Source organism: Streptomyces sp. NPDC001858, assembly GCF_053594615.1.
The window spans coordinates 1-24,743 of sequence record NZ_JBSFEV010000022.1 but is presented as its reverse complement, the minus strand read 5'-3'; the positions used below and the strand labels follow the sequence as shown (position 1 = coordinate 24,743).

General features: G+C 71.2%; 23 protein-coding genes. 17 read left to right on the top strand and 6 right to left on the bottom strand.

Annotated elements, in window-relative coordinates; genetic code table 11:
- Positions 1-379 precede the first annotated feature (379 nt).
- The 4 genes from ACWCPF_RS27320 to ACWCPF_RS27305 all read left to right on the top strand — a co-directional run bounded on the left by ACWCPF_RS27320 (position 380) and on the right by ACWCPF_RS27305 (position 4,210).
- Positions 380-1,213, top strand: a complete 834-nt coding sequence (locus ACWCPF_RS27320; protein WP_451047742.1) for a 2-keto-4-pentenoate hydratase — start codon at positions 380-382, stop codon at positions 1,211-1,213.
- Positions 1,210-2,184: an acetaldehyde dehydrogenase (acetylating) gene (locus ACWCPF_RS27315; RefSeq protein WP_451047741.1), complete on the top strand. Its 975-nt coding sequence runs from the start codon at positions 1,210-1,212 to the stop codon at positions 2,182-2,184. The genes ACWCPF_RS27320 and ACWCPF_RS27315 overlap by 4 nt, the downstream gene beginning before the upstream one ends.
- Entirely contained in the window at positions 2,181-3,194 is a 1,014-nt protein-coding gene (gene dmpG / locus ACWCPF_RS27310; protein WP_451047740.1) for a 4-hydroxy-2-oxovalerate aldolase, read from the top strand. The genes ACWCPF_RS27315 and dmpG overlap by 4 nt, the downstream gene beginning before the upstream one ends.
- A gap of 191 nt (positions 3,195-3,385) precedes the next feature.
- Positions 3,386-4,210, top strand: coding sequence for an IclR family transcriptional regulator (locus tag ACWCPF_RS27305; protein ID WP_451047739.1), 825 nt, complete (start codon positions 3,386-3,388; stop codon positions 4,208-4,210).
- A gap of 52 nt (positions 4,211-4,262) precedes the next feature.
- On the opposite strand, the gene ACWCPF_RS27300 is transcribed toward ACWCPF_RS27305, so the two are convergent.
- Both ACWCPF_RS27300 and ACWCPF_RS27295 read right to left on the bottom strand, forming a co-directional pair.
- Positions 4,263-5,033, bottom strand: a complete 771-nt coding sequence (locus ACWCPF_RS27300) for an SDR family NAD(P)-dependent oxidoreductase (RefSeq protein WP_451047738.1) — start codon at positions 5,031-5,033, stop codon at positions 4,263-4,265.
- A 3-nt stretch (positions 5,034-5,036) separates the two neighbouring features.
- Entirely contained in the window at positions 5,037-6,566 is a 1,530-nt protein-coding gene (locus ACWCPF_RS27295; RefSeq protein ID WP_451047737.1) for an acyl-CoA synthetase, read from the bottom strand.
- 234 nt (positions 6,567-6,800) lie between these two features.
- Here ACWCPF_RS27295 and ACWCPF_RS27290 point away from each other — a divergent pair, with 234 nt between their 5' ends.
- The 3 genes from ACWCPF_RS27290 to ACWCPF_RS27280 all read left to right on the top strand — a co-directional run bounded on the left by ACWCPF_RS27290 (position 6,801) and on the right by ACWCPF_RS27280 (position 9,862).
- On the top strand, positions 6,801-7,526 hold the full coding sequence (locus ACWCPF_RS27290; protein WP_451047864.1) for an enoyl-CoA hydratase/isomerase family protein: 726 nt from the start codon (positions 6,801-6,803) through the stop codon (positions 7,524-7,526).
- A 121-nt stretch (positions 7,527-7,647) separates the two neighbouring features.
- The gene (locus ACWCPF_RS27285; RefSeq protein ID WP_451047863.1) at positions 7,648-8,706 is read left to right on the top strand and encodes an alcohol dehydrogenase catalytic domain-containing protein; all 1,059 of its coding nucleotides are present in this window, start codon (positions 7,648-7,650) and stop codon (positions 8,704-8,706) included.
- Between the two features lies 1 nt (position 8,707).
- A complete protein-coding gene (locus ACWCPF_RS27280) occupies positions 8,708-9,862 on the top strand; it encodes an acyl-CoA dehydrogenase family protein (RefSeq protein WP_451047736.1) in 1,155 nt (384 codons plus the stop codon).
- 42 nt (positions 9,863-9,904) lie between these two features.
- Here the strand turns inward: ACWCPF_RS27280 and ACWCPF_RS27275 are convergent, their stop codons facing one another.
- On the bottom strand, positions 9,905-10,612 hold the full coding sequence (locus ACWCPF_RS27275) for a TetR family transcriptional regulator (RefSeq protein WP_451047735.1): 708 nt from the start codon (positions 10,610-10,612) through the stop codon (positions 9,905-9,907).
- Between the two features lie 205 nt (positions 10,613-10,817).
- On the opposite strand from ACWCPF_RS27275, the gene ACWCPF_RS27270 reads away from it, so the two are divergent.
- Positions 10,818-12,827 carry an alpha-ketoacid dehydrogenase subunit alpha/beta gene (locus tag ACWCPF_RS27270; RefSeq protein ID WP_451047734.1) on the top strand — a complete coding sequence of 670 codons (2,010 nt, stop codon included), beginning with the start codon at positions 10,818-10,820 and terminating at the stop codon, positions 12,825-12,827.
- A gap of 125 nt (positions 12,828-12,952) precedes the next feature.
- Here the strand turns inward: ACWCPF_RS27270 and ACWCPF_RS27265 are convergent, their stop codons facing one another.
- On the bottom strand, positions 12,953-13,999 hold the full coding sequence (locus ACWCPF_RS27265; RefSeq protein ID WP_451047733.1) for a cyclase family protein: 1,047 nt from the start codon (positions 13,997-13,999) through the stop codon (positions 12,953-12,955).
- 164 nt (positions 14,000-14,163) lie between these two features.
- Here ACWCPF_RS27265 and ACWCPF_RS27260 point away from each other — a divergent pair, with 164 nt between their 5' ends.
- Positions 14,164-14,562, top strand: a complete 399-nt coding sequence (locus ACWCPF_RS27260; protein WP_451047732.1) for a nuclear transport factor 2 family protein — start codon at positions 14,164-14,166, stop codon at positions 14,560-14,562.
- 24 nt (positions 14,563-14,586) lie between these two features.
- A complete protein-coding gene (locus ACWCPF_RS27255) occupies positions 14,587-14,982 on the top strand; it encodes a nuclear transport factor 2 family protein (RefSeq protein ID WP_451047731.1) in 396 nt (131 codons plus the stop codon).
- 79 nt (positions 14,983-15,061) lie between these two features.
- Here the strand turns inward: ACWCPF_RS27255 and ACWCPF_RS27250 are convergent, their stop codons facing one another.
- Positions 15,062-16,699, bottom strand: a complete 1,638-nt coding sequence (locus ACWCPF_RS27250; RefSeq protein WP_451047730.1) for a flavin-containing monooxygenase — start codon at positions 16,697-16,699, stop codon at positions 15,062-15,064.
- A 178-nt stretch (positions 16,700-16,877) separates the two neighbouring features.
- Between ACWCPF_RS27250 and ACWCPF_RS27245 the strand changes: the two genes are divergently transcribed.
- The 6 genes from ACWCPF_RS27245 to ACWCPF_RS27220 all read left to right on the top strand — a co-directional run bounded on the left by ACWCPF_RS27245 (position 16,878) and on the right by ACWCPF_RS27220 (position 21,935).
- Complete coding sequence (locus tag ACWCPF_RS27245) at positions 16,878-17,270, top strand: carboxymuconolactone decarboxylase family protein (RefSeq protein ID WP_451047729.1); 393 nt, start codon at positions 16,878-16,880, stop codon at positions 17,268-17,270.
- 80 nt (positions 17,271-17,350) lie between these two features.
- A complete protein-coding gene (locus ACWCPF_RS27240; RefSeq protein ID WP_451047728.1) occupies positions 17,351-18,091 on the top strand; it encodes an SDR family NAD(P)-dependent oxidoreductase in 741 nt (246 codons plus the stop codon).
- Between the two features lie 91 nt (positions 18,092-18,182).
- On the top strand, positions 18,183-19,388 hold the full coding sequence (locus ACWCPF_RS27235) for an NAD(P)/FAD-dependent oxidoreductase (RefSeq protein WP_451047727.1): 1,206 nt from the start codon (positions 18,183-18,185) through the stop codon (positions 19,386-19,388).
- A gap of 17 nt (positions 19,389-19,405) precedes the next feature.
- The gene (locus ACWCPF_RS27230; protein WP_450953602.1) at positions 19,406-19,600 is read left to right on the top strand and encodes a ferredoxin; all 195 of its coding nucleotides are present in this window, start codon (positions 19,406-19,408) and stop codon (positions 19,598-19,600) included.
- A gap of 47 nt (positions 19,601-19,647) precedes the next feature.
- Positions 19,648-20,886, top strand: a complete 1,239-nt coding sequence (locus tag ACWCPF_RS27225; RefSeq protein WP_451047726.1) for a cytochrome P450 — start codon at positions 19,648-19,650, stop codon at positions 20,884-20,886.
- Positions 20,887-20,993: 107 nt separating this feature from the next.
- Positions 20,994-21,935, top strand: a complete 942-nt coding sequence (locus ACWCPF_RS27220; RefSeq protein WP_451047725.1) for an SDR family NAD(P)-dependent oxidoreductase — start codon at positions 20,994-20,996, stop codon at positions 21,933-21,935.
- Positions 21,936-22,223: 288 nt separating this feature from the next.
- Here ACWCPF_RS27220 and ACWCPF_RS27215 read toward each other — a convergent pair whose 3' ends face one another.
- Positions 22,224-23,684, bottom strand: coding sequence for an MFS transporter (locus tag ACWCPF_RS27215; protein ID WP_451047724.1), 1,461 nt, complete (start codon positions 23,682-23,684; stop codon positions 22,224-22,226).
- Positions 23,685-24,030: 346 nt separating this feature from the next.
- Here ACWCPF_RS27215 and ACWCPF_RS27210 point away from each other — a divergent pair, with 346 nt between their 5' ends.
- A complete protein-coding gene (locus ACWCPF_RS27210) occupies positions 24,031-24,645 on the top strand; it encodes a hypothetical protein (protein WP_451047723.1) in 615 nt (204 codons plus the stop codon).
- Positions 24,646-24,743 lie beyond the last annotated feature (98 nt).

Here is a 24,743-nt window from a genome sequence, read left to right as displayed (position 1 = left end):
GTGCCGACGTGCAGCGGGGCGCGCCGGAGAGACCGTGGCGGTACATCTGAACGCGACGCGCACCGGTCCCGGTCCGCGCCGCGTCGCGTCGCATCGCATGAAGTCGAGAAGGGCGGCCCCGCGCGGTCACGGGCGCCGCACACGGCCGTGACCGGCCGGTCGGGACGTCCCACGGTCCCGCCGGCCGCGGCCTCTCGCCACCCACCGCAGTTCGCGGACGACGGTAACGAGACCGAGCGGCCCTGCAGCTGTGCCATCTCGCTCAGCGAGACCCGCACAACTCCCGGCGCCCGGTCGCCGAGTCCCGGTGAGCGGAACGCTCTGAGCTGCCGTCCGGCACGGCGGCCAGGCTGAGAGCCGACACGAGTTGAGGATGGCAATGACAGACGTTTGGGAACCGACGGCCGTCGCGAACCGTGAGACCGCCGTGTCCGCCGCGGCCGCACGACTCGCCCGCGCCGCCCATGACCACCGGCCCTGCGCGCCCGTACGGGACCTGCTCGGCGCGAGCGACATCAGCCTCGCGTACGCCGTCCAGCGACGCGTCGTCGGCGACCGGATCGCCGCCGGAGCACGCGTCGTCGGGCGCAAGATCGGGCTGACGTCCGCGGCGGTGCAGCGTCAAGTGGGCGTCGACCGGCCCGACTTCGGGGTGCTGCTGGACGACATGGACGTCACCGGCCTGCCGGCCGTGCCCAGCGACCGGCTGCTCCAGCCCAGGGTGGAGGCGGAGATCGCGTTCGTGCTCGCTGCCGATCTCGACGACGACGATCTCGACGTCGAACGGGTCCGGTCGGCCGTCGGACACGCGGTGGCCGCGTTGGAGATCGTGGACAGCCGGGTCGCGGACTGGGACATCGCGATCACGGACACGGTCGCCGACAACGCCTCCAGCGGCCTGTTCGTCCTCGGCCGACAGCGGGTCGCCCTGGGGGAGTTCACCCCCCGGGACGTGACGATGCGGCTGTACGCCGACGGCGAGCTCGCCTCCGAGGGCGACGGCGCGGCCTGCCTGGGCGACCCGCTCGCCGCGCTGCTGTGGCTGGCGCGCACGGCCCGGGAGTTCGGCGATCCGCTGCGCGCCGGACAGGTCGTCCTCTCCGGCGCCCTCGGCCCGCTCGTCCCCACCCCGCCAGGCAGCACCGTCCGGGCCGAGCTGTCGGGCCTGGGTGCGGTGACCGCGACCTTCTCACCCGAGGAACGACAAGGATGACGAAGACCAAGGTGGCCGTAATCGGCTCCGGCAACATCGGCACCGACCTCATGATCAAGGTCCTGCGCCTGTCCGAGACCCTGGAGATGGCCGCGATGGCGGGCATCGACCCGGACTCGGACGGCCTGGCACGCGCCGCGCGCCTCAAGGTCCCCACCACCCACGAGGGCGTCGACGGTCTGATCCGCATGGACGGCTTCGACGACATCGAGATCGTCTTCGACGCCACGTCCGCGAAGGCCCACGTCGAGAACGCCAAGAAGCTCGCCGCGTACGGCAAGCGCCTCGTCGACCTCACCCCGGCGGCGCTCGGACCGTACGTGGTGCCGACGGTGAACCTGGACGAGCACCTCGACGCCACCGACAACGCTGTCGACAACCTCAACATGGTGACCTGCGGCGGCCAGGCCACCATCCCCATCGTCCACGCGGTCAGCCGCGTCACCCCCGTGCCCTACGCCGAGATCGTCGCCTCGATCGCCTCCCGGTCCGCCGGACCCGGCACCCGGGCCAACATCGACGAGTTCACCGAGACCACGTCCGGCGCCATCGAGAAGGTGGGCGGCGCCCGCCGGGGCAAGGCGATCATCGTCCTGAATCCGGCCGAACCGCCGCTGATCATGCGGGACACGGTGTACTGCCTGATCGGCGAGGCGGATCACGACGCGATCCGGACCTCCGTGACGGAGATGGTGGCCGCGGTCGCCGAGTACGTGCCCGGCTACCGGCTCAAGCAGGAGGTCCAGTTCACCGCGGTGCCCGCCGGCGACCCGGTCCACACCCTCCTCGCGGACGGCGCCTCCGTGCGGCCGGCCACCAAGGTCTCCGTCTTCCTGGAGGTGGAGGGCGCCGCGCACTACCTGCCCGCCTACGCCGGCAACCTCGACATCATGACCTCGGCCGCCCTGCGCGTCGCCGAGCGCATCGCCGAGCGCATCGCCGGGCGACCGACCACCGAGGTGACCAAGTGACCGCCACCCGCAGGCTCTACATGCAGGACGTCACGCTCCGGGACGGGATGCACGCCATCCGGCACCGGATCACGCCCGAGTTCGTGGCCAGGATCTCCGCGGCCCTCGACCGGGCCGGAGTGGACGCCATCGAGGTCGCCCACGGCGACGGACTGGCCGGCGGCAGCCTCAACTACGGGCCGGGCAGCAACACCGACTGGGAGTGGATCGAAGCGGCCGCGGACGCCATCGACCGCGCCGTCCTCACCTCCCTGCTCCTGCCGGGGATCGGCACGATCGCCGAACTCAAACGGGCCTACGCCCTCGGCGTCCGCTCGGTGCGCATCGCCACCCACTGCACCGAGGCGGACGTCGCGGCCCAGCACATCGCCACGGCCCGCGAACTCGGCATGGACGTCTCCGGCTTCCTGATGATGGCGCACATGGCCGCGCCCGAGACCCTCGCCGCCCAGGCCAAACTGATGGAGTCCTACGGCGCGCACTGCGTGTACGTCACCGACTCCGGGGGCCGGCTCACCATGGACGACGTGCGCGACCGCATCCGCGCCTACCGGGATGTCCTCGACGCGCAGACCCAGATCGGCATCCACGCGCACGAGAACCTCTCCCTCTCGGTGGCGAACTCCGTGGTCGCGGTGGAGGAGGGGGTGACCCGGGTCGACGCGTCCCTCGCCGGACAGGGCGCGGGCGCGGGAAACTGCCCGATCGAGCCGTTCGTCGCCGTCGCCAACCTCTACGGCTGGAAGCACGACTGCGATCTGCACGCCCTCCAGGACGCCGCCGAGGACCTGGTCCGCCCGCTCCAGGACCGGCCGGTGCGCGTCGACCGGGAGACGCTCACCCTGGGCTACGCCGGCGCCTACTCCAGCTTCCTGCGCCATGCCGAGGCCGCCGCCGAGCAGTACGGCCTCGACGCCCGCACCATCCTGGAGGAGGTCGGCCGACGCGGCCTCGTCGGCGGCCAGGAGGACATGATCGTGGACATCGCCCTGGACCTCACCCACGGCTGACGCCGAGAGCACGTACCCGCTCCCCGGGAAGATCTTCGCGGGGAGCGGGTACGTTTTTACGTCCCGTAAAGAATGGACCGAGCGTCCCAATAAATCGGTGCACGACTCTTTCTCTGCGGCCCGCGCCATTGGTACTTTGACGCCGGCGCTGAACTAGAATTTATTTCAGTTTGATCAGAGAGGCACCGACGATGACGTCTGCCCTTCGCCTGAGCTCGCGATCCTCCGAGGTCGACGGGCAGGTGCTGCCTCCGTCGATGATGGAGCGCGTGACGCTGATCATGGACCTGTTCGAACGTCCGCAGACCCATCTGACGCTCGAGACGGTCTCCCGCCGGACCCACCTGCCCCGCTCCACCACGCATCGGATACTCGACCAACTGGTCCGGCTGGAGTGGCTGCGCCATACCGTGGCCGGATACACGCTGGGACCCCGGGCGCTCGGCCTCGGAGGCCGGGAGACCGGACACGGCGGACTGCGGGCCGCCGCCGCTCCCCACCTTCTGGACCTGGCCGTACGCACCAGGATGGTCGTCCACCTGGCTGTGCTGGACGGGCCGGAGATCTACTACCTGGACAAGGTGGGAGGCCGCGCGGCGGTGGACATACCGTCACGGGTCGGCGGCCGCGCGGTCGCGCACTGCACCGGGCTCGGCAAGGCCATGCTCGCCTGGCTGAGCCCGGAGGAGATCGACCTGCGCTACGCCCAGGCGATCGAGCGCCGCACCCGGCACAGCATCGGCCGGCTCGACCAACTGCACCGCGAGCTGCGCCTGGTACGCCGCCGGGGCGGGCTGGCGATCGACCGGGGGGAGTGCTTCCCCGACCTCGGCTGCGTCGGCCTCGCGCTGCGCGGGCCGGAGGGACCGGTCGGGGCGATATCGGTGGTCGGAGACGGCCGCTCCTCGCTGGAACTCGTGGCCCCGCTCGTGGTCAACGCGGTCAAGGCCGTGACGGAGGAGCTCTTCGGAACCCCGAAGACGGAACGCCGGGACACCCGAAACCTCGTCGGCTGACGAAGCGATCGGGGGCCGGAGCGTCCGCTCCGGCCCCCTCGTCACGCCCCCTTCACCACGCCGTCCAGCCCCCGTCCACGGTGAGGGTCGTGCCTGTGACGAACCGGGAGGCGTCCGAGGCGAGGAACACCGCCGCGCCGCCCAGTTCCTCGACGTTGCCCACCCGGCCCAGGGGAGTGCCCCGGACGATCCGCGCGCCCCACTTGCTGTCCAGCAGGCCCGAGCTGAGGTCCGTCCGGAAGTAGCCGGGCGCGAGGGCGTTGACGCGCACACCGCGGTCCGCCCACTCGACGGCCAGCGCCTTGGTGAGCGCCTCGACCCCGCCCTTGCTGGCGGCGTAGGCGGCGATCCGCTCGAAGCCGGTGCACGCGTGCACCGACGAGACGTTGACGATCGAGCCGGAGCCCTGCTCCAGCATGACCTTGCCGGCCTCGCGGCAGCAGTAGAAGGCGCCCTGGAGGTTGACGTCCAGCACCCGCCGCCAGTCCTCGTCGGTGACGAACTCGCTGCGGGTGAAGTGCGGGCTGATGCCCGCGCAGTTGACGACGGCGTCCAGCCGACCCGTCGCCCCGGTGATCCGCTCGACCGTCGTGCGGACCGCGTCCGAGTCGGCGACGGAGCCGGGCAGCACCAGTACCTTTCCGCCGTACCCGGCGAGTTCGGCCTCCAGGCTCTCCAGGTCGGCGGCCGTCCGCGCGGTCACCGCCACGTCCGCCCCGGCCTGGGCCAGGGCGACCGCGACGGCCCGGCCGAGACCCTTGCCCGCGCCGGTCACCCAGGCGGTTCTGCCGTCCAGGCGCAGATCGGCGTTGACGTCGGCCATGGCTCAGCCCTCCGCGGGGATGTCGCGCAGGGTCCGCTTGAGGACCTTGCCCGAGGGGGTACGGGGCAGCTCGTCGACGATGTCGAAGCGGGCCGGCACCTTGAACTTCGCCAGGCGCTCCCGGCAGAACTCCCGCAGTTCCTCCGGCCCCGCGCTCGCTCCCGGCCGGAAGACCACGAAGGCGCGGGGGACCTCGCCCCAGCGGGGATGCGTCAGGCCGACCACGGCGGCCTCCAGGACGGCCGGGTACTCGTACAGCACCCGCTCCACCTCGGGCGTGGCGATGTTCTCCCCACCGGAGACGATCATGTCTTTCTTGCGGTCGTCGATATAGAGGAAGCCGTCCTCGTCGAGGTGCCCGATGTCCCCGGTGTGGAACCAGCCGTCCCGCAGCGCCGCCGCGGTGGCCTTCTCGTCGCGCCAGTAGCCCGCGAAGACCTTCGGCCCGCGCAGGGTGATCTCGCCCAGCTCACCGGCCGGGAGTTCCTGCCCGGTGTCGTCGACGATCCGCACGCGCGTGTGCGGGACGGGCCGGCCGACCGAGCCCAGCTTGGACAGCGCGTGCTCGCGGTCGAGGAAGGTGTCGCCCGAGACGGTCTCGGTCAGTCCGTAGGCGTCCGCGAACCAGGCGTTCGGGAAGGCGTTCATGATGCGCCGCAGCACCGGCTCGGGCGTCTTCTCGCCGCCGCCCAGGATGAAGCGGACCGAACTCGTGTCGTACGCGTCCCGGTCCGGGACCTCCAGGACCGCGTTGACCATCGCGGGCGCCAGCCACGCGTTGGTGACCCGGTGCTCCTGGATGGCCCGCAGGGCGCCGACCGGGTCGAACTTCCGCTGGAGCACCACACTCCCGCCCGCGTACAGGACTCCGAGGGCCGGCATGTCCAGGCCGCCCACGTGGTAGAGCGGGCCGCAGACCAGCGTGGTGTCGGCCGCGGTCAGGCCGAAGTGGACGATGTGGGCGAGGTTCTTGGCCTGCACGTTCCCGTAGGTGATGCGGACGCCCTTGGGACGTGAGGTGGTGCCCGAGGTGTACATCAGCCGCTGGAGATCGTCCGGCCCGACGACGACCGGCTCCACCCGGGCGCCGGGGTGCCGGTCGAGGAGGGCCTCGTACCCGGTCCAAGCGCCTTCGGCCGCGCCATCCACGAGGATCCGGTGCTCCAGGCCGGTCGGCTTCCCGGCGATACGGTCCGCCGGGCGCACGAACTCCGGCTCGGTGACGAGCACCTTCGCCTCGGAGTGGTCCAGGATGTACGCCCACTCCTCCTCGGACAGGCGGTAGTTCAGCGGGAGGAAGACCGCCCCGACGCGGTTCACGGCGTACAGGAGTTCCAGGAACTCGGGCCGGTTGTAGAGGAGCAGGGCCACGACGTCGCCGCGCCCGACGCCCAGCTCTGTCAGTCCGGCGGCCACCCGGTTCACCCGCTGATGGAGTTCGCGCACCGTCAGGCGGCGATCGTCCTGGGTCACTGCCACGGCGTCGGGCCGCTGGGCCAGGTGGTAATCGAGGATGCTCGAGAAATTGTGCACGGCGACTCTCCGGCTCGGCGGCCGGGATTGTCCCGACCGGTCGGTTGCCCGCTACCAAGATTTAGTGTACCTCTTGGTCTATAAAACGTTGAGCCGCACTCTACGACGGAGCCCACTGGTCGACAACCATCCAGGCGGGCCTGAAGCCGCTTCCTGACCGAGGAGGGCCCCTTGCCTCGCATCCGCCTCGACATCGCCGGACCGGTCGTCACGGTCCGCCTCGACCACCCGCCGATGAACGCCTTCGACACCGCCCAGCGGGAGGAACTCGCCGCCCGCGTGCGCGAGCTGGCCGACAGCCGGGACGTACGGGCGGTGGTGCTGTACGGAGGCGAGCGGCTGTTCGCCGCCGGGGCGGACGTCAAGGCGCTCGCCCTGATGGGGCCCGAGGACGTGCGCGGGTGGAACCGGGCCCTGCAGCGCACCTTCGACGAGGTCGCCCGGCTGCCGATGCCGGTCGTCGCGGCGATCACGGGGTACGCGCTCGGCGGCGGCCTCGAACTCGCCCTCGCCGCCGACTACCGGGTGGCGGCCGAGGACGCGCTCCTCGGCCAGCCGGAGGTGCGGCTCGGGATCATCCCGGGTTCCGGCGGCACCCAGCGGCTGACCCGGCTGATCGGACCGTCGCGGGCCAAGAACCTCCTGATGACCGGACGCCGGGTGGCCGCGGAGGAGGCACTGCGCCTAGGGCTGGTGGACGAGGTAGTGCCCACGGCCGAGGTGTACGACGCCGCCCTCAGCTACGCCCGGCGGTTGGCCGCGGGCCCTGCCGCGGCTCTGGAGGCGATCAAGGAGGCGGTGGACCTCGGCGCCGACAGCTCTCTGTCCGCCGGGCTAGCGCTCGAACGGTCCTTGTTCACAGGTGTGTTCGCTACGACCGACGCCGCGACGGGCATCCGATCCTTCCTGGAACACGGCCCGGGAAAGGCCCGCTTCGAGAAACCCGAGCGAGACAGCTAGTCGGTCAGGTGGCGCCCCCTCAGGGGCGCGGGGCTGTATCTCTTTGCGGCTCCGCCGCGGGGCGCGACCAGCCACGATGGCGCCGCAGCAAACCAACAACCCATAGAAGGCGGTGGAGAAGATGAAGGCACTGCGCTGGCACGGCGCACGCGATCTGCGGCTGGAAGAGGTCCCCGACCCTCCCGCGCCGGAGCCGCACGAAGCAGTGATCGAGGTCTCCTGGTGCGGGGTCTGCGGCACCGACCTGCACGAGTTCCTCGAAGGCCCGCACATGATCCGCAACGATCCGCACCCTCTGACCGGCGCAAGCCCACCCCTCGCGCTGGGCCATGAACTCAGCGGCACCGTGACGGCGTTGGGCGCGGAGGTGCCCGGCATCGCGATCGGCGACCGGGTGACCGCCGACCCCGTCTGGCGGTGCGGGGTCTGCTTCTGGTGCGTGCGCGGCGAGTACCACATCTGCCCCAAGAGCGGCTCGGTCGGCCTCGCCTCGCCCGGCGGGTTCGCCGACCGCGTCACCGTGCCGATCGCGGGCCTCACCCGGCTCCCCGACAACGTCAGCGACGAGATGGCGGCTGCCGCAGAGCCTCTCGCCGTGGGTCTGCACGCCGTCACGAGGGCGGGTGTCCGGCCCGGTGACAACGTCCTGGTCGTCGGCGGCGGCCCCATCGGCTTCGCCGTGGTGCTCGCGGCCCGGCTCGCGGGCGCCGCCGGGCTCTATGTGAGCGAACCCCTGCCGGACCGCCGGGAGAAGCTCCTCGGCCTCGGCGTCACCGAGGCCTACGACCCGCGCGCGACCGACGTACGCCGTGAGGTGTTCCTCAGGACCGGCCGCATCGGCCCGGACGTGGTCGTCGACGCGACCGGCGTCCCCGCGCTCGCCGCGCAGGCGCTGGCCACCGTGCGGCGCGGCGGACGGGTCGTGCTCGCCGGCGTAGGCCACGGCAGCGTCGAGTTCGACATGGGGCAACTGGTCTTCTACGAGCGTTCCGTGCTCGGCACGCTCGGCTACAACTTCGACATCCCCCGTGTGATCGACCTGATGAGCAGCGGGCGCCTGGACGCCTCTCCCCTGATCACCGGACGCTTCTCGCTCTCGGAAGGAGCCGGGGTCTTCGCGGACCTGGCAGCCGACCGCGCACGGCACCTGAAGGTGCTGCTGACCCCGAAGGGACTATGACATGGACTTCGATCTGCCCGAGGAGACGCGGGACCTGCAGGACATGGTCCGTGAGTTCGCGGCCAAGGAGATCGCCCCGAACGCCGCGGAGTGGTCGGAGAAGGAGCAGTTCCCGACCCATGTCTTCACCAAGCTCGGCGAACTCGGCCTGATGGGCATGCTCGTGCCCGAGGAGTACGCGGGCGCGGGTTCCGACACCGTCTCCTACGTCGCCGTCATGGAGGAACTCGGCGCCGCCGACCAGTCGGTGGCCTCCTCCTGGAACGCGCACTCCACCATCGCCACCCTCCCGCTGCTGGCGTACGGCACCGAGGAGCAGAAGCAGCGCTGGCTGGCCCCGCTGGCCAGGGGCGAGGCCATCGGCGCGTTCGGCCTGACCGAGCCCGGCGCCGGCTCCGACGCGGCCGGCATCACCACCACCGCCCGCCGCGCCGACGGCGGTTGGGTGATCAACGGCACCAAGATGTTCATCACCAACGCCGGCACCGAGATCAGCCAGGGCGTCACGCTGCTGGCCACGACCGGCAAGGACGAGGACGGCCGCAAGCGGTTCGCCACCTTCTACGTCCCGACCGGCACTCCCGGCTACGCCTGCGGGGCCAAACTGAAGAAGCTCGGCTGGCACGCCATGGACACCCGGGAACTGGTCTTCGAGGACTGCTGGATCTCCGACGACCACCTCATCGGCGAGGAGGGCAACGGGCTGCGCCAGTTCCTCTCCGTCCTCGACAAGGGCCGCATCAGCGTGGCCGCCCTGGGGCTGTCGCTGGCCAAGGCGGCGCTCGCGCTCGCCGTCAAACACGCCACGGAGCGGCACCAGTTCGGCCGTCCGCTGTCGGCGTTCCAGGCGGTGGCGCACAAGATCGCCGACATCGGCACGGAGTTCGAGGCCGCCCGGTGGATGGTCTACCGGGCCGCCTGGCTCGCCGACCAGGGCCGCCCGTACAGCACGGAGGCCGCCATGGCCAAGCTGTACGCCTCTGAGGTCGCCAACCGGGCCGCGTCCCAGGCGCTGCAGATCCACGGCGGCTACGGCTATGTACGGGAGTCGGAGATATCGCGGTTCTACGCCGACGCCAAGATCCTGGAGATCGGCGAGGGCACGAACGAGATCCAGCGGGACGTCATCGCCAGGGCGCTGGTGAGCCGGGCATGACCGGCGAAGGGGCCCACGGCGCCTGCCGCGGGGCCCCTTCGATCAGCTCGCCAGTGAGGCGGGACGCCACTCGGCCTCGGGGTCGAGCGGCAGATCGGGGCGGTCGCGTTTGAACGCCTCCGCCGCCTCCTCCAGGTCCGGCAGGGCCGCGCCGGGAGCCCCGAAGCCGCGCAGCAGGGTGTCGCAGTACTCGCGCGACAGATACGCGGCGTCCCAGCGGCCCTCCGGCTTCGCCCACTGATAGGTGTGGTTGTGCAGGTTCAGGAACTGCAGGGTGGCCAGGCGCGGGTCGACCGCGCGGAAACTGCCCCGCGCGATGGCCTCGGTGAGCAGTCCCCGGACCAGCCGCTCGAACTCGGCGCGCTGGCCGAGCAGGGTCTGGAGGTAGTCGCCGGTCAGGCTGCGGTAGTCGTGCTCGTAGACCCAGATGTGGTCGAGTCTGCGGAAGATGATGGTCAGCAGCGACTCCGACAGCAGGCGCAGCCGCACCAGCGGATGGGCCTCCAGCGCCGCGATCTGCCGGGCCCGGGACAGCAGCGGGGCCATCACCCGGGACTGGATCTCGATGAGCAGGTTTTCCTTCGAGTTGATGTAGTAGTACAGCGCTCCCTTGGCGAGCCCGACCGCGCGGCCCAGGTCGTTGACGGAGGTCGCCGCATAGCCCTGGCGGGCGAACAGCTCGGCGGCCGTGTCGATGATCTTCTGGCGTCTGACCTCGTAACCCGGCCCGTGGCCCGGTGGTCTGGGCATCGCTCTTCTCCCCGCCTGATGTGTCGACGTTGCGACTGCGACATGCCCCGTCCCCGCATCCGGACGGCCTCGGGCGCATCCGGGGGGAAGCGGATCGGGGACATCTGTCGTGCTGACAGTAGTTTGCTAGACCAGACGGTACATTAAAAGTAGGACTCAGGCGGTGCGGCCTCGTGCCGCCCGGGCGAGCATTGCGAGGACGCGCATGACCACTGAGGCACCGCAGCAGACCACGACCGGCTCCCGGCTCACCACGTCCGCGTACGCGGACGAACTCCTGGAGATGTACCGCCGGATGCGCCGGATCCGGCGCTTCGAGGAACGGGCGTCGGAGCTCTACAAGGCGACCGAGATACCCGGCTTCCTCCATCTGTCGATCGGCCAGGAGGCGAGCGCCGTGGGCGCCTGCTGGCCGCTGCGGCCGCGGGACGGCATCACCTCCACCCACCGCGGTCACGGCCATGTCCTGGCCAAGGGGCTGGACGCGGCGTCGATGATGGCGGAGCTGATGGGCAAGGAGGCGGGGACCTGCCACGGCCGCAGCGGTTCCATGCACATCGCCGACCCGGGCCTGGGCATCTACGGCGCCAACGGCATCGTCGGCGCCGGACTGCCGATCGCCGCCGGCGTGGCGACCGCCGCCAAACTGCGCGCCGCGGGCGACGTGGTGGTGGCGTTCTTCGGGGACGGCGCGGTCGCCCAGGGCATGTTCCACGAGGCGGTCAACCTGGCCGCCGTATGGGACCTTCCGGTCGTCTTCCTCTGCGAGAACAACCACTACTCGGAGTTCTCGCCCGCCGCCGAGCAGCACCGGGCCCCGCTCTCCGCCCGCGCCGCGGGCTACGGCATCGGCTACGCGCACGTCGACGGCAACGACGTCCTCGCGGTGGCGGGCATGATGACCGACGTGGTGGAGCGGCTGCGGCGTGGCGGCGGTCCGGTCCTGGTCGAGGCGGAGACCTACCGCTGGCACGGCCACTACGAGGGCGACCCCGAGCGCTACCGCCCCGCCGAGGAGGTCGCCGCCGCCAAGGAACGCGACCCGCTGCTGGTGGCCCGCCGGCACCTGGCGGCGGCCGGGGTCCCCGCCGCGCGGGCCGACGCGGTCGACGAGGAGATCGACGACGAGATCGAGGCGGCGGTGCGGTGGGCCAGGAGCCTGCCCGAACCGGCCCCCGAGTCGCTGCCCGACTTCGTCACGGCCCCGCGTCCCGTCGTGCCCGAGCCCGCCCCGGCCGACGGCGAGGTCTTCCGCTCCATGGACGCCGTACGCCTGGCCCTGGAGCACGAACTCGCCGCCGATCCCACCGTGTTCGTCGCCGGCATCGACGTCGGCGCGGGCGGCAACGTCTTCGGGCTGACCCGGGGGCTCGCCGAGGCGTTCCCGGGCCGGGTCCGGGACACCCCGATCAGCGAGAGCGCGATCATCGGCACCGCGGTCGGCGCGGCCATGGCCGGCATGAAGCCCGTCGTCGAGATCATGTACATGGACTTCATCGGCGTCTGCCTGGACATGCTGCTCAACCAGGCCGCCAAACTGCGCTTCATGACCGGCGGCCGGGCCTCCATGCCCCTCGTGGTGCGCACCCAGTTCGGGGCCGGCCGCTCCTCCGGCAGCCAGCACTCGCAGAGCCTGGAGGCGCTGCTCGCCCATGTGCCGGGGCTGACCGTGGTGATGCCGTCCAACCCGGCCGACACCTATGGCCTGTTGCGCGCCGCGATCCAGGACCCCAACCCGGTCGTCTTCGTCGAGAACCGGCTGCAGTACGGCTTCAAGGGCCCGCAGCCGCCGGCCGACCATTTGATCCCGCTGGGCAAGGCGAAGGTGGTCCGCGAGGGCACCGACATCACGCTGGTCTCCTGGTCCCGGATGGTCCAGGACGGCCTGGCCGCCGCCGAACTGCTCGCCGCGGAGGGCGTCAGCGTGGAGGTGATCGACCTGCGCACGATCGCCCCGCTGGACCGCGAGACGGTGCTCGCCTCCCTCGCCAAGACCAACCGTCTGGTCATCGCGCACGAGGCGGTACGGGACTTCGGCGTCGGCGCCGAGCTGTCCGCCCTCGCCGTCGACGAGGGCTTCTGGCACCTGGACGCGCCCGTCACCCGGGTGGCGCCGCCCGCCATGCCCGCCCCCTACGCCCCGTCCCTGGAACGGCTGTGGCTGCCCTCGCGCGACACCATCGCCGACACCCTGCGGCGCATCGCGGCGGTGTGAACGCCGGCCGCACGAAGAAAGGCCCCAGGACTTCCGTCCTGGGGCCTCCCCCGTGGGCTCCGCCGTCGCCCCGGCCGTATCGGCAGGACGGGTCGTGGCGGACGGCGGGTCCGCTCGCCGCCGTCTCAGACGGTGGCGACCGGGGTGAGGGGGCTGCCCTGGGTGCCGGGCAGGTTCAGCGGGGGAGCGGTGAGGAGGAAGCGGCTGCGGCGGTGCTCGCGCAGCCAGGCGGCGAGGTCGTGCAGGTACCACAGCTCGCCCATCGGGACGCCCAGCTTGAACAGGCACAGGTGGTGCAGCGGGAGCAGGGTGTGCGGGCCCTGGGCCTGGGTGACGCCCACGCCCTCGATCGCGTAGTTGTCCGACGCGATCGCGGAGATCTGCGACTCGGCGATCCAGTCGAGCAGCGCCGGGTCGTCCGCGTCGAGATAAGCCGCTGTCTGGTGGATGGCGACCGGGTCGGGGTTCTTGTTCCAGGCGAGCACCTGGGTGGCGAAGCCCGTGTGCAGCAGCAGGATGTCGCCGGGCTCGACGACGACCTCGTCGGCCGCCATGATCTCCTGGAGCTGCTGGAAGTTGACCGGCTGGTAGCCGGTGCCCAGGTGGTGGGCGATGTCGATGAGGACGCCCCGGCCCTGGACGCCGTGCTTCGCCATGTGCTCCAGGCCGAGATGGCGGGCGAAGCTGAGGCTTCCGCTGCCGTCGCCCTTGGCGTCCTCGGCGGGCCCGACGAGGTCGGTGTCCGCCCGGTAGCCGTTGTAGTAGACCGGCTCGGCGATCCCGTCGCCGTCGGCGTCGAACTCGGCGCCCTGGTGGGCGAGGGCGTCCCACTGCGTGGAGTACTGCAGCCACAGGGTGACCACGTCGTCGGACCACACGTCGATCAGATCGGGCGAGAAGTGCTCGCTCGCCTTGATGTTGTAGAAGACGTCCTGCTGGTGCTGGAGGTCCTCGGTGGGCCGCAGGATCGGCGGGTAGCGGCGCTGGTTCAGCGAGGTGCCGCCCGGATAGTCGAGCGGCAGGCTCAGGCTGAAGGCGATCCCGTGCTCGACCTCCCGGACGCCCTGCAGCACCTTCTCGGGCGTCAGCAGGTTGATGCGCCCCAGCTCGTCGTCCTCACCGAACTCGCCCCATGTCGAACCCGGCGGTCGCTGCTTCCAACGCTTGGTCACGATAAAACGCCTCCTCAGGCCACAGTCACCGTTGACAGCCATCCGCATGCTATGGAGATTGTACCGTTCGGTCAACAAAAATGATCGGCGGATTTCGGGGCTTCATATTTTCTCGACCCCGGTAATAGACTGACTGGTCGAAACGCCTATCCCTTGGAGATGCAATGAGCGAATCCACACCGGCGTGGGTCGCGGCGGGCGTGCGTGCCGTCATCGGCGCGCACACCCAGGCCCAGGACGCCGGCCGCACCGACGACATCGTCGCGCTGTACACACCCGACGCGGTCCTGGAGCTTCCCGGCACGGATCCCCTTCAGGGTCACGACGCGCTGCGCGCCGCCTTCAAGGGATGGGAACCCACCCAGCCGCAGCAGCACCTGGTCGCCAACACGCTCGTCACCGCCGTCGGCCCCGACGAGGCGACGGCGGTGAGCGACGTCGTCTTCCTGCAGCGCGGCGAGTCGGGCTGGGCGGTGCAGGTCGTCGGGCGCTACGACGACGCGCTGCGCCGGGTCGACGGCAACTGGCTGCTGCACCGGCGCGCGACCACCTACCAGGCCTGAGCCGACCCCCAGGGAGAAGAAACGATGACCGTGACCACCGAAGAGGCCCTGGCCGGCGTGCAGAACGCCATCGCCGCCTACACCCACGCCCTGGACGCGGGCCGCACCGAGGCGATCCCCGAGTTGTTCACCGAGGACGGCGTCGCCGAGATCGTCGGTCAGGGCACGTTCGAGGGCCGCGAGGCGATCGCCAAGGCCTTTGGCGCCTTCGTGCCGCAGGCGCCGCAGCTGCACCTCGTCGGCAACACCGTCCTCACCTCCCCGCCCGGGGAAGAGGTGACGGCCAGCAGCAGCCTGGTGTTCCTCGGGCGCGGCGAGGCGGGCTGGGCCGTACAGCTCGTCGGCGCCTACGAGGACACGCTCGTCCGCGAGGACGGCGTCTGGAGGTTCCGCAAGCGGGTCACGACCTTCAAGGTCTAGGCCCCTGCCCTGCCCTGCCCTGCCCGAACCCGGACGCCCGTGCCGCCTGACCGCAGGCGGCACGGGCGTTCCGTTCGCTTCAGCCCTTCGGATCCTCGGCCTTGGCGAAGGCGAAGGCCGGGAAGTCGTTCGCGGTCGACTCGCGGATCAGCTCCTGGAGCTTCCAGCGTCCCGTCGGGTTCAACAGCTGCTTGACCGGCTTGCCGGGGATGTTGGCCCCGTAGAAGTAGCTGCTCTTGAGGAAGGACGACTGCCCCTCGCTGTCGTTGACCAGGTCCGTCCACTCCTGCTCGGCGGCGGCCGTGACCTCGACGACCTGATGGCCGTGCTCGCGCGCGTGCACGATCAGGTCCATCACGTAGTCCACCTGGTCGCCGGAGTAGCGCGGGTTGTTGCCGAGGGCGCCGTGCGGTCCGCCGGGGAAGTAGAAGTTGGGGAACCCCGCCGTCGTCACCCCGAGGTAGGTCGACGGGCCGTCCGCCCAGTACTCCTCCAGCGGCAGCCCCTGACGTCCGCGCACCCCGAGCCGGTTGAGCGCGCCGGTGCCGAAGTCGTAGCCCGTCGCCCAGATGACGATGTCGAACTCCTGGTGGCCCTCGGAGGTCTCGATCCCGGTCTCGGTGATCCGCACGATCGGCGTCTCGTTGATGTCGACGAGCTCGACGGTCGGCTTGTTGTACGCCTCGTAGTAGCCGGTGCCGAACGGGGGCCGCCGGCCGCCGTAGCCGTGCCCCTTGGGAATCAGCTTCTCCGCCGTCGCCGGGTCCTCGACGATGGAGCGGATCTTGGCGCGGATGAACTCGCACCACTCCTCGTTGACCGTGGGGTTCGTGGTCATGTCGTAGTAGTGCTCGGAGAGCTTGGTGAAGCCGGGGCCGTTCCACTTCGTCTCGTAGAACGCCTGGCGCTCCTCCGGCGTGTCCTCGAGGCCCGAGCGCATCGTGATCTGGTGGAGGAAGCCGCTGGGCGAGGCGTTCAGGGTGTCCCGGACGGACTCGAAGTCCCCCTTGAGATCAGCCTGTTCGGCGGGCGTGATCGGCCGGTTGTTGAGCGGGGTCAGCCAGTCGGCCACCTTCTGGAACACCGTCAGCTGTGCCACCTCGTCGGCGATCGCGGGCACGATCTGGACGCCGCTCGACCCGGTGCCGATCTGGGCCACCCGCTTGCCGGTGAAGTCCACCGGCGTCCTCGGCCAGCGGCCGGTGTGGTGCTGCTCGCCGCGGAAGTCCTCGTGGCCCGGGACGGCGGGGATGAACGGCACGGAGAGGATGCCGGTCGCGGCGACCACGTGGCGCGCCCGGTGTTCGGCGCCGTCCTCGGTGCGCACGGTCCAGACGCCGGCCGACTCGTCCCAGACCGCCGAGGCCACCTTCGCGTCGAAGACGATGTGGCGCCGCAGGTCGAACCGGTCGACCACGTAGTTGAAGTAGCGCTCGATCTCCGGCTGGCCGGCGAAGTGCTCGGACCACTCCCACTCCTGCCACAGCTCCTTGGAGAACAGGTAGCCGTAGGTGTAGCTCTCGGAGTCGAAGCGCGCCTCGGGGTAGCGGTTCCAGTACCAGGTGCCGCCGACCCCGCCGCCCGCCTCCAGCAGCCTGGTCGTGAATCCGCACTCCCGGGCCCGGTACAGCTGGTAGATGCCGGTCACTCCGGCGCCGATCACCAGTACGTCGACCAGGCCCTGGTCCACCGGGCTCGTCTTCGTCGTTTCGCTCATGTGCTCTCCCGCGTGAGCCTTGATTCATATGTCGACCGGTCGATCGAATATTGAGGCGAGGGTAGAGGAGGGGCTGGATTCCTTCAATGGATGCGAATCTCGCCGGGTGGATTGATTGTACCGACCGTCTGGTCTAACTTTCCCTCAGGGACGCGAAGCCGCGCAACAGGAGTCAGTCATGAATGACAAGAGCGTCGAAGAAGCCACCGATCTGCGCGCCGCGGGCTGGAAGGCCATGCGGGCCGCCCTGCCGGGCGTGTTCCCCGAAGGCGACGTGGACCTGCGGGACGGCCGCCTCGGTGAGGAACTCGTCGACATCGGTCTGACGAGTGTATGGGGGGCCCTGTGGGGCCGCGAGGGTCTCGCCCCGCGCGACCGCAGCCTCGTCACGCTCGGCATTCTCATCGCCCTCGGGGCGGAGACCGAGCTGAAGACCCACGTCCGCATCGCGCGGGCGAACGGACTGACCGAGGACGAGATCGCCGAGGTCGTCTACCACTCCAGCGGCTACACCGGCTTCCCGCGGGCGGTCGCCGCCCGCACCGCCGCGCGCGAGGCGCTGGAGAGCTGACGGCCCCGTCCGGGACGACAGCCGGGACGACAGCCGTGACGACAGCCGTAGGGACCCCACCGAACACACGAGGAGCACACATGACACTGCAGGGAAAGGTCGCGGTCGTCACCGGCGGCGCGCGGGGCATCGGACGCGGCATCGCGACCGTGCTCGCCGCCAAGGGGGCCGCCGTGGCGGTCTGGGACCTGAACACCGAGGGCGCCGAGAAGACCGTCGCGGAGATCCAGGCCGCGGGCGGCACGGCCCTCGCGGTGGGCGGCGACGCCGCCGACGCCGAGGCGGTGGCCCGCTCCGCGGCCCGCACCCGCGAGGCCCTCGGACCGGTCACCATCCTCGTCAACAACGCCGGCACGACCGCCTACGAACCCTTCACCGCCATCAGCGAGGTGTCCTGGGACCGCATGATCGCGATCAACCTCAAGGGCCCCTTCCTGGTCACCCAGGCGCTGGTCCCCGACATGCTCGCGGCGGGCTGGGGCCGGATCGTCAACATCTCCTCGTCCTCCGCCCAGACCGGCGCACCCGCCATGGCGCACTACGCGGCCTCCAAGGGCGGGGTCATCGGCCTCACCAAGGCGCTGGCGATCGAGTACATCGAGAAGGGGATCACCGTCAACCACGTCCCGCCGGGGTTCATCGACACCCCGCTGGTGCGCCAGGGCCCCATCGACGTGGAGGCCGCCGCCGCCACGATGCCGATGAAGCGGGCCGGCACCCCCGAGGACGTCGCGCACGCGGTGGCCTACCTCGCCTCGGAGGAGGCGGGCTATGTGACCGGCCAGACGCTCAGCACCAACGGCGGGCGCTACCTCGTCTGACCACGCAACCGGACGTCCCACGGAACACGGAACACGGAACACGGGACTCGGAACACGTAACACCGCACCGACCGTTGCACTGGAGCCGACATTGAGCATCGAGGACGACGTCAGGGCCCCGGCCCACGTCCTGGTAGTGGGCGCCTCCGCGTCCGGACTGACCACCGTGGAGACCCTGCGCCGCAAGGGCTACGAAGGCCGGATCACGGTGCTCGGCGACGAGCCGCACCCGCCCTACGACCGGCCGCCGCTGTCCAAGCAGGTGCTGTCCGGCGCCTGGGAGCCGGAGCGCGCCGCGCTGCGCACCCAGGACCTGCTGTCGGCGCTCGACGCCGAGTTCCTCCTGGGCGACCCGGCGGTCGCCCTGGATCCGGCGACGCACAGCGTCCGTACGCGATCCGGGCGGGAGCTGTCGGCGGACGCCGTCGTCATCGCCACCGGCGTACGCGCCCGGCGCCTGCCCGGATCGCAGGACCTCGTCGGCGTCCACGTACTGCGCACCCTCGACGACGCGCTGGCCCTGCGCACCGAACTGCTGCCCGGCGCCCGGCTGGTGGTCGTCGGCGAGGGCGTCCTCGGCTCCGAGATCGCGGCCACCGCACGGACCCTGGGCCTGGACGTCACCCTCGCCGGACCGCTGTCGGCGCCGATGGCGCAACAGGTCGGCCCCCTGGTCTCCGGCGTCCTGGCCGAACTGCACACCGAGCGCGAGGTCAGGCTCCGGCTCGGCCACGGAGTCGTCGGACTCACCGAGCGCGGCGGCCGGGTCACCGGCGTCCGGCTCGCCGACGACGAGGTGCTGCCCGCCGACGTGGTGGTCGTCGCGATCGGCGCGATCCCGGCGACCCAGTGGCTCGCCGGCAGCGGGCTGGAGCTGGACAACGGGGTGGTGTGCGACTCCCGCTGCCGGGCGGCGCCGGGCGTCTACGCCGTCGGCGACGTCGCCCGCTGGCACCACGAGAACCTCGGCCGGCCGGTCCGCCTGGAGAACCGCACCAACGCCACGGAGCAGGCCATGGCGGTCGCCGGACAACTCCTCGGCGACGACCGGCCGTACGCACCGGTGCCGTACTTCTGGACCGATCAGTACGACGCCAAGCTCCAGGTGCACGGCTTCCTGCCCCCCGACGCCGAAGTGGACGTCGTCGAGGGCGACCTGACGGCCCGTCGGTTCGTCGCCCGCTTCCGCGTCGACGGCCGGGTCACCGGCGTGCTCGGCTGGAACATGCCCAAGCAGGCCCGGCTGCGCCGCCAGGAGATCGTCGACGGTCTCGACACGCCCGCCCCCACCCACTGAAACGTCAGGAGAGACCCATGAAGGTTGTCGTCGACGAAGAGAAGTGCGTCGCAGCCGGACAGTGCGTGGCCGCCGCCATGGACGTGTTCGACCAGCGCGAGGACGACGGCATCGTCGTCCTGCTGGAGGAGAACCCGCCGGCCGAACAGGCCGACGACGTGCGCAACGCCGCAGCGGTGTGCCCCGCCCTGGCGATCCGCATCGAGGAATAGCCCCCGAGCTTCTCCCCATCCCCACCCCCACCACCGGAGGAACACCCATGCCCGAGGCAGACGTCCGGCACGCCGCCGACGAGGCGACCTACTACTACCAGGACGACCGGGACGCCAAGTGCCCCTTCGCCCCGCCGCCCGGGCTGCGCGCCCTCAACGAGCAGGGTCCCGTCTCCCGGGCCCGGATCTGGGACGGCAGCACCCCCTGGCTCATCACCGGCCACGCCGCGCAGCGCGCCATCCTGTCCGATCCCCGGGTCAGCTCGGACGACAAACGGCCCGGATTCCCGTACCCGAACAAGGCCATGGCCGAGACCTCCCCGCACCACCCGCTCACGATCTTCAACTCCGACGGCGCCGACCACACCCGGATCCGCCGCATGATGACCCGCCCGTTCACCCGCCCCCGGATGGAGGCCCTGCGGCCCGACATCCAGCGGTTCACCGACGAGCTCATCGACCAGCTGCTGGCCGGCCCGAAGCCGGTGGACCTGGTCACGGCGCTGTCCCTGCCGCTGCCCTCGCTGATGATCTGCGCCCTGCTCGGCGTCCCCTACGAGGACCACGACTTCTTCCAGGAGCACGCCTCCTTCGCCACCAGGAGCGACAAGACCGCCGACGACGACCGGCGGGCGGGCGACGCCCTGGGCGGCTACCTCGCCGGACTGCTCCAGAAGAAGATGGAGGAGCCCGCCGACGACGTGCTCTCCGACTTCGCCGCCCGGATCAAGGCGGGTGACCTCACCCTCCCCGAGGCCACCCTGCTCGCCATGATCCTGCTGATCGCCGGCCACGAGACCAGCGCGAACATGATCACGCTCGGCACTGCCCTGCTGCTGGAGAACCCCGAGCAGATCGCGCGGCTGCGCGAGATCGAGGACACCCGGGACGCCGCGGGCGCGGTCGAGGAGATCCTGCGCTATCTGACCGTCGCCACCTTCGGGCAGCGGCGCATCGCCGGTGAGGACTTCGAGTTCGAGGGCGCGCAGATCAAGGCCGGGGACGGCATCATCGTCCCGCTGCCCGCGGGCAACTGGGATCCGCAGGCGTTCCCCGAGCCGGAGAAGCTCGACCTCACCCGCAAGGCGAACCACCACCACGCCTTCGGCTGGGGCATCCACCAGTGCCTGGGCCAGCAACTCGCCCGCATCGAGCTCCAGGTGGTCTACGGCACCCTCTACCGGCGCATCCCGACCCTGCGGCTGGCGGTCGGCCAGGGCGAACTCTCCTTCCGCCCGGCCGACGCGCTCGCCTTCGGCATCGGCGAGCTGCCGGTGACCTGGTAGCCGCGGCAGCTCCGGCAGCCCGGCCTCGGCGCCGACCCGCCGGTCCCGCCCGCCCGGGTGGGACCGGCATCCGTATATCCGCAACCGCAGTACAACAGGAGTCAGGCATGAGCGAGTTCAGCTTCGAAGGACGCGTCGCGGTCGTCACCGGCGCGGGCCGGGGGATCGGCCGGGCCCATGCCCGCCTCCTGGCGGAGCGCGGGGCGAAGGTCGTCGTCAACGACCTGGGCGGATCGATGGAGGGCGACGGCTCGGACGTCGGCCCCGCCCAGAGAGTCGTCGACGAGATCGTCGCGGCGGGCGGAGCGGCCGTCGCCGATGCCCACGACGTGTCGACGCCGGCCGGCGGCCAGGCGATCATCGACTCGGCGATCGAGCACTTCGGCCGCATCGACGTCCTCGTCAACAACGCCGGGATCATCCGGTGGGCCGGACTGCCGGAGGTCGACGCCGAGAACCTGGAGCGGCACCTGGCCGTGCACCTCGTCGGCTCGTTCAACACGCTGCGCGCCGCCTGGCCGCACTTCGTCGAGCAGCAGTACGGCCGTGTCGTGCTGACCACCTCCAGCGGGATGTTCGGCCTCGACAACAACCTGTCCTACGCGGCGGCGAAGGCGGGCACGGTGGGGCTCGCCCGCAGCGCGAAGCTGGCCGGCGAACCCCACGGCATCAAGGTCAACCTGATCGCGCCGGCCGCCATGACCCGCATGGGCGGCGGCCCCGAGGAGGAGCCCGCGGAGGCGGTCCCCGGCATGCCGTACATGCCGTCGGACGCGGTGGCCCCGATGGTGGCGTATCTCGCCCACGAGAGCTGCCCGGTCAACGGGGAGATCTACACCGCGGGCGCCGGCCGGTTCGCGCGCCTCTTCATCGCCTCGACCGAGGGCTACGTCCACCAGGGCGACCCCGTCACGGTCGAGGACGTGGCGGGCAACTGGGACGCCATCAACGACGAGAAGGGCTACTACGTGCCGTCGGACCTGATGGCCTGGTCGGGCGCGTTCCTGCAGCACCAGTTCGCACCGATCGCCGACCCCGCGAACTCGTAGGCGGCGGGTGACGGGCAGCCGTCTCGCGGGCAGCAGCGAAACGAGGGCCGGGCACACAGCCCGGCCCTCGCCGTGTGTCGCGGTGTCTTGCGGTGTCCCGCCGTGCGCGCGGCAGCAACTGCCGCCCGCAGACCGGCCGTTGGCCGACCCCGGCGTGGAGGGCGGCGCGCCGCGCGGGACCGGCCCCGCCGCTCCGGCCCCTGCGGCCGAAGGGCCGAGAAGCGGGAAGCGCGCGGAGCCGGTCCCGTGCCGTGCCGCGCTGTGCCGTGCACGCCGAAGCCTGTGCGGTCAGATCGCCGCCTGGCCGACCTCGGCCTCGTCGAGGCGCTTGGCCCTGGGGATGAGGGCGACGAGCAGTGCGCCCACGGCGCAGCATCCGACCACCAGCCAGAGGCCGTTGGTGAAGCCGGTGTCGAGGTAGAACTGGGTGCCGTGCATGACCGCCCCGTGCTGGGCCATCACGACGAAGGCCAGCTGCGAGACGATGATCTGGGCGACGCCCTGTCCGAGGGTCTGGGCGCCGTTGGCCAGGGCCTGCTCCTCGGGGCTGACCACCTCGATGATCATGATGGGGACGACGGCCATGACCACGCCGGTGCCGAGCCCGGCGATGAGACCCATCCCCACGATCTGCGGGGCGCTGTGGTGGAGTTGGGTGCCGATGCCGTAGCCGAGGACGGTGAGCGCGGAGCCGCCGCCGAGCAGGATGCGGGCGTCGACTCGGCGGGCGAGGAAACCGGTGCCGACGGCGGCGATGATGATCATGGCGCTGATGGGGCTGGTGACGATGGCGTTGTGCGTGCCGGACCAGCCGAGGCCCTCGGAGACGTTGGGGATGTTCGGCATCAGGATCAGCATCTGTATGACGACGCCGACGGCGCTGAGCGAGCCGGCCGCCACGGAGGTGGCGAGCAGGACGGTCCACACCGGGCGACGGCGGGTCATGGCCGGCGGGAACAGCGGCTCGGCGACCCGGCGCTCGACCAGGACGAAGGCGACCAGGGTGATCAGCGCCCCGGCGATCCAGGCGGCGAACCTGCCGCTGCCCCAGCCCCAGTGCGTGCCCTGGCCGACGGCGTAGACAAGGGCGGTGATGCCGCCGCCGAGGAGGATGCCGCCGGTCCAGTCCATGCGGCCGCCGGCCGCGCGGATCGGGCTCTCGGGGACGAAGGCCGCGACCAGGGCGAAGCTCACGGCGGTGCTGATGGCCATGAACCACAGGATGCCGCGGAAGCCGTAGTCGTCGAGGAGCCAGCCGGACAGGAAGGGTCCGCCGAAGGCGACGAGGCCGACGCCCCCGGCGAGGATCCCGCTGGCGAGTCCGACCCAGCGGCGGGGGAAGATGTCGCGGGTGATGGCGTAGGCGAGGGGTGCGGTGGCCGCGTAGACGCCCGCGATGCCCCGTCCGATGAGCAGGGTGCGGTAGTCGGTGGCGAGGGCGGCGATCAGGTCGCCGACGAAGCCGAGTCCGGTGGCGACGAGCAGGACCTTCTTCTTGCCGAAGAGGGCCGCGGCCTTGACTGCGAAGGGCAGGAAGAAGGTCCCGGTGAGCAGGGTCATCAGGGTGAACCACGCGATCTCGGTGGTCCGGAAGTGGATGGCGACGTCGGCCTGCGCGATGCCGGACAACGCGGCCATGAGCGCGACCAACTGGACGGTCCACACGAGCGCGACCACGACGAGCGCGTTGCGCGTGGTCGAGAGGGATCTCTCGGAGGCTTGCGGAGCGGCGGTTCGGGTGTGTGACATCGGCGGCCTTCCGTGGATGAGCGGCGCCGCGGTGCGGCTGCCGGAAAGATAGACCCAACGGTCGGTACAATCAACGAAGTGCGCAGAGAAGCGATCCCGGACTCCGACAGGTCCGTGTGATCGGCCGACCGCCGTCCCCGTGACCAGTGACTTCACTCCGACGAGGGACCGGGACGCGCAGCACCGCGCGGTCGTCCCCGGTCCCGCTCAGTGGGATGCCGCGCGGAGTTCCGGGACTTCACTGTCGTGCGCCGAACGGGCCAGGCTTGCGGGCCGGCCCGGCATGGCGGCAGGCCGACGGCTCGACGCGCCGGGATCCTGGCAGCCGAACGAGCCAGGAGAGACCGTGGACGATCCCAGCCCCCGAGAAACCCGGAGCTCGGCAGCCACCGCCGCGGGCCAGGACGCTTCCGGCGAGCCGGGGGTCATCGGCATCGCACTCGCCGCCGTGCTGACGGCCGCGCTCGCCCAGGGGTCGTGGCAGTGGTTCGCCACGTATGTCGGGGCGACGCTGCTCGCGGTGGTCTTCTCCTTCTACCGGCTGCCGGCGCGGACGTCCGGCGCGGGCTCTGCGTATGCGCGGAATCTGGCCGCGTACTCGTTGGTCGTCGGCTTGTGTGCGGCGATCGCGCTGGCCCCGGCGATGCAGCGCTGGGACTGGCTGTTTCCGATGCCCGGCACCCGCGACAGCTGTCCTGCGCTGGGCGCGTACGCGAGCATCAGGACGGAGGCGGAGCTGGGGAACCTGGCCGGTCGGGACCCCGCCGCCCTGGCCCAGGCACAGGACTTCCACCGTCACGACGCCGTCGCCGACTGCCTGTCACACACCACGACCCTGTGGCTGCCGGTCTACGCGGCCGGAGCGGCCGCGCTGGTGGCGCTGGGCGCGTGGGGCATCGATCGCCTTCGGGCGAGGAGGGCGGCGACCGAGGCCGGCCGGAATCCTCGCCCCCAGGGCTGATCGTCCGCGGCCTGCGGCCAGCGGCCTGCGGCCAGCGGCCTGCGGCCAGCGGCCTGCGGCCAGCGGCCTGCGGCCAGCGGCCTGCGGCCAGCGGCCTG

What these genes read in the sequence shown, in the direction of transcription:
- ACWCPF_RS27270 (WP_451047734.1), top strand. Translation starts at nt 10,818, where the DNA reads ATGACCACTGAGGCACCGCAGCAGACCACGACCGGCTCCCGGCTCACC.
- ACWCPF_RS27245 (WP_451047729.1), top strand. Translation starts at nt 16,878, where the DNA reads ATGAATGACAAGAGCGTCGAAGAAGCCACCGATCTGCGCGCCGCGGGC.
- ACWCPF_RS27305 (WP_451047739.1), top strand. Translation starts at nt 3,386, where the DNA reads ATGACGTCTGCCCTTCGCCTGAGCTCGCGATCCTCCGAGGTCGACGGG.
- ACWCPF_RS27260 (WP_451047732.1), top strand. Translation starts at nt 14,164, where the DNA reads ATGAGCGAATCCACACCGGCGTGGGTCGCGGCGGGCGTGCGTGCCGTC.
- ACWCPF_RS27275 (WP_451047735.1), bottom strand. Translation starts at nt 10,612, where the DNA reads ATGCCCAGACCACCGGGCCACGGGCCGGGTTACGAGGTCAGACGCCAG.
- ACWCPF_RS27320 (WP_451047742.1), top strand. Translation starts at nt 380, where the DNA reads ATGACAGACGTTTGGGAACCGACGGCCGTCGCGAACCGTGAGACCGCC.
- ACWCPF_RS27285 (WP_451047863.1), top strand. Translation starts at nt 7,648, where the DNA reads ATGAAGGCACTGCGCTGGCACGGCGCACGCGATCTGCGGCTGGAAGAG.
- ACWCPF_RS27300 (WP_451047738.1), bottom strand. Translation starts at nt 5,033, where the DNA reads ATGGCCGACGTCAACGCCGATCTGCGCCTGGACGGCAGAACCGCCTGG.
- ACWCPF_RS27255 (WP_451047731.1), top strand. Translation starts at nt 14,587, where the DNA reads ATGACCGTGACCACCGAAGAGGCCCTGGCCGGCGTGCAGAACGCCATC.
- ACWCPF_RS27230 (WP_450953602.1), top strand. Translation starts at nt 19,406, where the DNA reads ATGAAGGTTGTCGTCGACGAAGAGAAGTGCGTCGCAGCCGGACAGTGC.
- ACWCPF_RS27220 (WP_451047725.1), top strand. Translation starts at nt 20,994, where the DNA reads ATGAGCGAGTTCAGCTTCGAAGGACGCGTCGCGGTCGTCACCGGCGCG.
- ACWCPF_RS27225 (WP_451047726.1), top strand. Translation starts at nt 19,648, where the DNA reads ATGCCCGAGGCAGACGTCCGGCACGCCGCCGACGAGGCGACCTACTAC.
- ACWCPF_RS27315 (WP_451047741.1), top strand. Translation starts at nt 1,210, where the DNA reads ATGACGAAGACCAAGGTGGCCGTAATCGGCTCCGGCAACATCGGCACC.
- ACWCPF_RS27280 (WP_451047736.1), top strand. Translation starts at nt 8,708, where the DNA reads ATGGACTTCGATCTGCCCGAGGAGACGCGGGACCTGCAGGACATGGTC.
- ACWCPF_RS27250 (WP_451047730.1), bottom strand. Translation starts at nt 16,699, where the DNA reads ATGAGCGAAACGACGAAGACGAGCCCGGTGGACCAGGGCCTGGTCGAC.
- ACWCPF_RS27240 (WP_451047728.1), top strand. Translation starts at nt 17,351, where the DNA reads ATGACACTGCAGGGAAAGGTCGCGGTCGTCACCGGCGGCGCGCGGGGC.
- ACWCPF_RS27290 (WP_451047864.1), top strand. Translation starts at nt 6,801, where the DNA reads ATGAACGCCTTCGACACCGCCCAGCGGGAGGAACTCGCCGCCCGCGTG.
- ACWCPF_RS27215 (WP_451047724.1), bottom strand. Translation starts at nt 23,684, where the DNA reads ATGTCACACACCCGAACCGCCGCTCCGCAAGCCTCCGAGAGATCCCTC.